Genomic DNA, 8,019 nt, shown 5'->3' with positions numbered 1-8,019 from the left:
ATGACTATATTTATCGCAGCTAAAGCATTTGAATTTACAAACCTAGACACAAAAAATCCGTCTATAGTAGTGTAGAAGGATAAAAATACCATTGTGATTATCGACGGAATTACAAATCTGACAAACTGTGGATAGGTTTGCTTTTTCGAAAAAAATTCCTCCATTTTATCATCCTTTCCAAAATAAATATTTAATCAATTATTATAATGATAAATCATATAAAAACATTGTCAATGGTTAACGAAAGGAAATTTTTAAATTGGAAGTTCAGAATGAATTATTCCACAATTTTTAAGAGATAGAACTCGATTTTTTGCAGATAATATAATTGAATAGAATTAAATATGTAAAATGGAGGTTTGTTATGCATAAAAAACATAAACAAAATAGCAAAAATAAAAATAATAAAAGTGCAATAGATCTTGAAAATAAGAAGGAATTCGAAGAAAGATATAAAGATAATAAATGGGTTTCTGCGTTTAAGCAAGATCCAGTTACAGATGAGCAATCTCATGTACAGACTGATTATAGACAGCTTAGATAAATCATATATTTTTATAAAATCTAGAAAAGCAAACCAATTAATAAAATTGGTTTGTTTTTTGATGATACAAATGATAAGAGAATAGAATCGTAATCAGAATATAGGGTGAATGAAATAAATTTATATAAAAGGGCTAAGTTTAGTAATTATATGATATTATATTATTATAAAGCACTTTAAAACTATATTGGGGGAAATAATAATGAAACTTGGGGATTTGAGAAATATTAATAGAATTACAACTAAAGCAGAAAAAGTAGAACAGTTAAAGAGAGATTATAATTTTAAAGGATTATATCATTTTACAGATTTCAGCAATTTAGAACAAATATTTAAAAGTGGGTATTTATATAGTAGAAATGAATCTATTCAAAAATTTGGTGGATTTCAAGATGGTGCAGATCCTAAAATGATTAATAAACTTAGAGATTTAAATAGACTTTTTGTAATGAATTGTGTTAGATTTTACTATAGACCTAAAACGCCTACTTTATATCGTAATGAAGGTGTTAAATTAGAACAATATTGTAATAATATACATATACCTATGCCTGTATACTTACTATTTGATGAAAGTTTAATATATTCAAAAGATGTTATTTTTAGTGATGGTAATACAACAAGTAAATATACTAAAATTGATGATACTAATGATTTTTTTATAAATAAAATGGATTGGAAATATATTTTTAAAGAAGGACATTATTTTGAACCTGGGGAGAATTATAGTGATATAGAAAAATGGGAAAGAGGTAGAAAAAGACAAGCTGAACTTCTTAGTCTTAATCCAGTTTCTATAGAAAAGTATCTAAAAAAAATAATATTTAGATGTGAAGCTGATAAAAAAAGAGCTATAAATGTTTATGGACATAGTGATAAATATGAAGTAGATATAAATTTATTTTCTGATAAAGATTTATATGGTGCAGAAAAGCAAGAAGATGAGAATAATTTTATAATTGATTATGATATTGATTATGAATTTGATGAAAATGGAAAAAAAAATAAAATTATATTTATTGTAGAGTACAATAAAAGTTGGAAGGATTACAAAACTTCTTTTAATATATATGATTTAGAAGGATTAAATCTTAAAGATTCTATAAATGAATTTTATAAAAAGTATATAACATCTAAAACAATAGAATATGAACCTAAAAAGATAAGAGGAAGAGCTAATTTAAATTTTAATAAAAATAATAATTATAATGATAAGAAAATATTAAAGATAGAAGGAGATATAGATAAATTTTCTAAATTTGAAATATATATTAATAATTTTTTATATATTGAAGAATTTTTAAAAAAAGAAAATCTTTTAAAATATGAGATAGATGATGATTTTAAATTACATGTAGTTTTTAAAAATAAAGAAATTGTTAATTGTTGTCACAAATATCAAATATTAGATAAAGAAAATAAAATAGTAGATGAAGGATTTCCAAAATTTAAAATGATTTCAAATAAAAAAAATGATAATTATAAACATTATTATATAGATTTAAATTTATACACTAAGGCATATAAAATTAAGTATTATGTAGATAATGTCATGTATATTTGCGATTTGCTTTCAAATATTAAATAAGAAGGTGATGGAATTGATAGAGTATTTAGAAGGTACAGTTTTTAATTCACCAGCAAAAACACTTGTTAATGCAGTGAATTGTTTTGGAACTATGGGTGCAGGAATTGCATTAGAATTTAAACTTAGATATCCAGAGATGTTTGACGAATATGTAAAAATGTGTGAAAGTAAAAAAATGACAGTTGGTATTCCTAGAATTTATGAGTATTCTAATGATAGATGGATAATGAATTTTGCTACAAAAAATCATTGGAGATATCCTTCAAAAATAAAATGGATAGAAGATGGTTTAAAATATTTCGCTGAAAATTATAAAAAAAGAGATATAAAATCTATTGCATTTCCTAAATTAGGAACAAGTAATGGAGGACTTGACTGGAATGAAGTTAAATTAATTATGTAAAAATATTTATCTGATTTATATATACCAGTATATTTTTGATTAGATGAAAAAAAAGAACCTGAGGGAGTAGAAGAATTTATGGTAAATAATATTAATTCAATAAATACTGTAGATTTTTATAAGCAAATTGGGATAACTAAAAAAGCAGCAGAAAAACTTGAAGAAAGTAAACCAATAAATCGATTTTGGCATATTTCAAAAATAAAAGGAATAACAGCAAAATCATATAAAAGTATATTTGAATATTTTTATAAAAAAACAGATGAATATTCTGATATAAAAAAAGATGAAAATATAAGCTTTACTAGTGAACAATTATCACTGTTTTAAGTTAACTAATAAAGATAAAAGTTTTAGAATTTACAAAGGTATATAAAGTTTATAATTAAAATAGAGAGTTTAAAGTTTTTTCTGTAAATAATTTTCTAAGAGGTATAGGCTTGTTAAGTTAGTCTATGCCTTATTTTTTTGTATGAAATATAATATTTTCTATTAAATTTTTTATGTTAAAAAACATTAAAAAATGTTAGAAGACTGTAAAGCCTATTACAAATAAAGAAATATCTGATACGATACATAATAAAATATATTAAAAAAAGTAGCACGCTCAATGCGTCAGAAAGGAGAATAATAAATGGAAGCTAAAAGTCACTCGCACAGGAGCAATTTAATAGTAGAGGAACCTCCTCCTCTCCAGCAAACAGGGGAAATACAACTCAGTGACTCTAATTGGTACAAGATAAGTACAGTCGAGACATTAAAAATGCTTAAATCAAACCAAGAAACAGGTTTAAGCGAAGAGGACATATCTATAAGGCAGAGTAAATACGGAAAAAACAACCTTACTGAAAATAAAAAGCAGAGTAAGCTGGTGAGGTTTTTGAAGCAATTTAACAATAGTGTGATTTACATTTTGTTGGTTGCTGGAGTATTGACTTTATCTATGGGACACATCTCAGATTCGATAGTTATAGGGATAGTAGTAATTGTAAATGCTTTGATAGGCTATATTCAAGAAAACAAGGCAGAGGATGCGATTTCAAAAATCAAGCAGATGTTGGTGGTGAATGCAACTGTCATAAGAAATGGCGAAAGGGTGGATATCGATGCAAGTGAATTGGTGTTAGGGGATATTGTCTATTTAGAGGCGGGAGATAATGTGCCTGCTGATATTAGAATTCTAGATGCCGATAACTTGAAGGTTCAGGAGGCTGTTTTGACGGGCGAGTCGGATTCAGTTGTGAAGGATGAGCAGACGTTGATAGGAAATGTAACTGTTGCAGATCAAACAAATATGGCATTTGCATCTACTTGTGTGACAAATGGGTCGGCGACTGGCATTGTCGTTTCGACAGGTGATTATACTGAAATAGGTAAAATAAATCAAAGTATCAATCATGTAAAACAGCAAAAAACACCTCTAATAATATCTATAAACAATCTAGGAAAATATATATCTTATACTATAGTTTTGACGGCTGCAATTTTGTTTGGATTTGGAATTTTATTTGATGTATATGAAATTCCTGTACTGCTGTTGTCGATTATTACAATGGTCGTGGGCTCGATTCCAGAAGGATTGCCTGCGATAACATCTGTGATATTGGCGATAGGAGTTCAAAATATGGCTAAAAAGAATTCTATAGTCAAAAATCTGCCATCTGTTGAAACTCTAGGCTCTGTGAACATCATCGGAACTGATAAGACTGGAACACTTACCAAAAATGAAATGACGGTAAAGGATATAGTAACTAGAGATAATTTTTATACTGTGACAGGAAAGGGATATTCGCCTGAGGGAGAAATTTTTAGTGGAGATGAAAAAATCACTATTGATGGTGACTTGAGAAAATTAATACTTATAGGTGCACTTGCAAATGATGCAACACTAAATTACGAGGATGGAAAATGGGGCATAAATGGAGAGCCGACAGACGGATGTTTTCTTACACTTTGCAAAAAGGCGAAATTAGATATAGCTGGTTTTTCGGAAGTTGATAAGATGCCGTTTGACTCCGATTTTAAATATATGGCGAAAATAGTAGATTTAAAAGATCAGAGATATTTAGCTGTAAAAGGTGCTCCAGATAAATTGGTAGAGTTTATAAAAGATGACTTTGACAGGGAATACTGGAAAAATCAAATGACAACACTAGCAAGACAAGGAAAGCGTGTCGTGGCAACTGCTTATAAAAAATTACCTAAAAATACGACAGAAATAGAACATGAATTACTGGATGAAGGGATGATTTTTGTAGGGCTAGTCGGAATAATCGACCCTCCAAAAGAAGAGGTCATAGATGCTATTTTGCAGGCTAGAAGAGCAGGTGTTAAAATAAAAATGATAACAGGTGATCACCCTGAAACAGCAGCAGAAATAGCAAGACATATTCAGTTGTCCGAAAAAAACAAAGTTATAACTGGACCGGAAGTAGATAAACTAACAGATGAAGAGTTAAGCTCAGTAATTCAAGATTACGATATATTTGCAAGAGCAACTCCTGACAACAAACTCAGAATTGTAAAAGCATACCAAGCCAACAATTTGGTGACTGCGATGACAGGTGATGGAGTAAATGATGCTCCAGCTTTAAAACAAGCAGACATAGGTATAGCAATGGGTGTCAAGGGTACAGATGTAGCTAAGGAAGCATCAGATATGGTGTTGGCAAATGATGATTTCTCAACTATAGTCGATGCAATAAAGGAAGGACGACGAGTGTACGACAACATCAAGAAAACTATAAAATTCCTATTACCGACGAGTATAGCAGAGGGATTGATAGTGCTTGTGAGCATACTTTTAAGCAATCCACTACCATTACAGCCAGTTCAACTTTTGTGGATAAATATGGTGTCAGCGGTGACTATATCATTTGCATTTGTATTTGAACCAGCCGAGCACGATATAATGGATAAAAAACCACGACAAAAGCACGAAAATATAATAAAGACCTACGATGTTTTTAGAGTTCTATATGTGGCGATATTAATTGCAGGTTTGGGTTTAATTGTAAATCAGTACTTGATAAGTAGAGGAATTTCACAAAATACAGCCAGTACAGTGACACTCAATATAATAGTATTTGGGAAAATATTCTACTTGTTCAATATAAGAACAGCAGGAAGAGCTATTTCTAAAAACTTGTTCTCAAATAAAGTAGCTTTTATAGTTGTAGGAATTCTTTTAGCTCTTCAAATGGGGATCACATATGTGCCTTATATGCAGGGAATATTTAGAACTGGTTCAATTGAATTTTATGAATGGATATACCCATTATGTTGTGGGCTTATAATATTCACAGTTGTAGAAATCGAGAAATTTTTGAAATCTAAAACAAGCGGGCATAAACAATAATTGGTAGATTTTGGTAAGTATAAAATTTAAAAAATTGATAATAATATAGTTAAGATTAAATTATTACTTTAACCGAGTAACGTATTTTAATCTGACTCGACTGACGTGAATCCCATATATTGCGAAAGTGGTATAATCATAGGGTAGAACCTATAGGGTGTAACAGGAGTCCGAAAAAATAATAAGCGATAACCAAGCGAGAAACTATGTAGGGAAACCTGCATAGTTTCTTTTTGCTGAAAGAAAGATTTTTTTATATATGTAAATAGGTTATAATAGAATGGGTTATACTAAAATGTGTATGTTAAATTAATAAACAGGCGAGGTGATATTTTGCAGGGAATATTTAAAATGACAGACGAGAATAAAATATTTTACAAGACACTAATCACACTATGTATTCCGATTATAATCCAAAATTTGATAACGACACTTATAAATATGGTCGATACTGTAATGATTGGAAGTTTAGGAGAGGTATCTATAGCGGCGATAGGTATAGCTAATCAATATTTCTTTTTATTCAATATGGCATTATCTGGAATTATAGGTGGAACGGGTATATTTATGGCGCAATTTTACGGAAAAGGAGACAGAGATAGCATAAAGAAGGTAACTGCATTTAGTGTCATAGCGGCGTTGATTTTAGGGTTAATTTTCTTTGTGATAGCTGTATTTTTCCCTAATTTTATAATTCATTTTTTCTCTTATGACAGTGAAGTAGTCAAACAGGCAAGAGATTATTTTTTAGTTATAGGATTTTGTTATCCAATTATGGCAGTTAGTTATATTTTCAGCATGGGATCTAGAAATGTAATGAACCCTAGATTAGGAATGGTTTGTAGTTCTATTTCCCTTGTCGTAAATATAATTTTAAATTATATCTTTATATTTGGAAAACTTGGAGCTCCAGCATTAGGCGTGATGGGAGCTGCTGTTGCTACTGTTATAGCTAGAATTGTGGAGTTTATTTTACTTATAGGATATGTGTATTTTGTAAGAGATGATTATGAGTTGAGATTTGGATTTAAGGACATAAGAGGAATCACTAAGGATTTGGCAGATGCTGTAATCAAGAAAACTGCACCGACGTTTTTGAATGACACAACTTGGGCATTCGGAAGTGTGCTTTATTCAGTTGCTTACTCTACAGCTGGGACATCAGCTATTGCGGCGAGTCAGATTGCCAGCACGACTGGAAACTTCTTCATAATGACAGCGGTCTGTATAGCGATAGGTTCTTCTATAATGATGGGAAATGAACTAGGTGCAAATAATATAGACAGGGCGATAAGATATTCTAAGAAATTCTCGGTGATAGTAACTATAGCAGGTGCTATTTTAGGTACTTTATTGATACTTTCTACACCAATTCTTTTGAAAATATTTAGTGTTTCAGATGGATTAACTCCTGATATCAAGAAGATATTTATCATAATGGGTGTTATGATGGCGCTTAGAACATTTAACACTTTCATAGTAATAGGAGTTTTGAGAAGTGGTGGCGATACTAAGTACGCGTTATTTTTAGAAATGGGATGTATGTGGCTTGTTTCACTTCCGATAACATTTGTAGCTGCATATAAAGGAATTCCGATTTATCTATTAGTTGCATTTACTTATACTGAGGAAATCGCCAAGTTTATATTTGGAGTGCCGAGAGCAGTATCTAAAAAATGGGCAAATAATATTGTAAAAGATATGTAAATTGTAAATATATTTCTTCTATATTGAGGATAAAATTTCTCAAACATAGAAGAAATATATTTTTTTATTTTTTCGGAAGATTTATAAATTTTATATTATTAATCTTTGCATATTTTTCAGGATAAGAACCCTTATTACAATATATACAAAATTCATCACTACATCCATCAAAAGCATGATTTCCAATAGATTTAACAGAATTAGGAATTTCTATCTCTTTTAAATTACTACATTTATAAAAAGTATAACGCCCAATAGATTTAACAGAATTAGAAATTTTTATTTTTTCTAATTTACTACAATACCAAAAAGCATGATTTCCAATAGATTTAACAGAATTAGGAATTTCTATCTCTTTTAAATTACTACATCCATGAAAAGCATAAAATCCAATAGATTTAACAGAATTAGGAATTTTT

The 8,019-nt window shown here is 29.5% G+C and carries 7 protein-coding genes; 6 read left to right on the top strand and 1 reads right to left on the bottom strand.

All coding sequences use genetic code 11. The annotated features are described in order from the left end of the window. Nucleotides 1-364 precede the first annotated feature (364 nt). The 6 genes from SPD90_RS14460 (at nt 365) to SPD90_RS14435 (ending at nt 7,600) form a co-directional block, all read left to right on the top strand. The gene (locus tag SPD90_RS14460) at nt 365-544 is read left to right on the top strand and encodes a hypothetical protein (protein WP_320925699.1); all 180 of its coding nucleotides are present in this window, start codon (nt 365-367) and stop codon (nt 542-544) included. A 202-nt stretch (nt 545-746) separates the two neighbouring features. Then, nucleotides 747-2,132, top strand: a complete 1,386-nt coding sequence (locus SPD90_RS14455) for a DarT ssDNA thymidine ADP-ribosyltransferase family protein (RefSeq protein WP_320925698.1) — start codon at nt 747-749, stop codon at nt 2,130-2,132. A gap of 13 nt (nt 2,133-2,145) precedes the next feature. Continuing rightward, entirely contained in the window at nt 2,146-2,535 is a 390-nt protein-coding gene (locus SPD90_RS14450) for a macro domain-containing protein (protein ID WP_320925697.1), read from the top strand. Nucleotides 2,536-2,613: 78 nt separating this feature from the next. Continuing rightward, nucleotides 2,614-2,865 (top strand): hypothetical protein, encoded by a 252-nt coding sequence (locus SPD90_RS14445; RefSeq protein WP_320925696.1) that lies wholly within the window; start codon nt 2,614-2,616, stop codon nt 2,863-2,865. Nucleotides 2,866-3,169: 304 nt separating this feature from the next. Continuing rightward, entirely contained in the window at nt 3,170-5,893 is a 2,724-nt protein-coding gene (locus SPD90_RS14440) for an HAD-IC family P-type ATPase (RefSeq protein ID WP_320925695.1), read from the top strand. A 333-nt stretch (nt 5,894-6,226) separates the two neighbouring features. Next, nucleotides 6,227-7,600 (top strand): MATE family efflux transporter, encoded by a 1,374-nt coding sequence (locus tag SPD90_RS14435; protein ID WP_320925694.1) that lies wholly within the window; start codon nt 6,227-6,229, stop codon nt 7,598-7,600. A 64-nt stretch (nt 7,601-7,664) separates the two neighbouring features. Here SPD90_RS14435 and SPD90_RS14430 read toward each other — a convergent pair. Next, a partial coding sequence (locus SPD90_RS14430) for a leucine-rich repeat domain-containing protein (protein WP_320925693.1) occupies nt 7,665-8,019 on the bottom strand: 355 nt, incomplete at its 5' end.

It is taken from the genome of Intestinibacter sp. (assembly GCF_034113885.1).
Classification (GTDB): domain Bacteria; phylum Bacillota; class Clostridia; order Peptostreptococcales; family Peptostreptococcaceae; genus Intestinibacter.
The sequence above is the reverse complement of the archived record's forward strand: the minus strand, read 5'-3'. Positions and strand labels throughout refer to the sequence as shown.

Excerpts from the sequence above, each read along its gene's own strand:
- SPD90_RS14460 (WP_320925699.1), top strand. The coding sequence starts at position 365 with ATGCATAAAAAACATAAACAAAATAGCAAAAATAAAAATAATAAAAGT.
- SPD90_RS14440 (WP_320925695.1), top strand. The coding sequence starts at position 3,170 with ATGGAAGCTAAAAGTCACTCGCACAGGAGCAATTTAATAGTAGAGGAA.
- SPD90_RS14455 (WP_320925698.1), top strand. The coding sequence starts at position 747 with ATGAAACTTGGGGATTTGAGAAATATTAATAGAATTACAACTAAAGCA.
- SPD90_RS14445 (WP_320925696.1), top strand. The coding sequence starts at position 2,614 with ATGGTAAATAATATTAATTCAATAAATACTGTAGATTTTTATAAGCAA.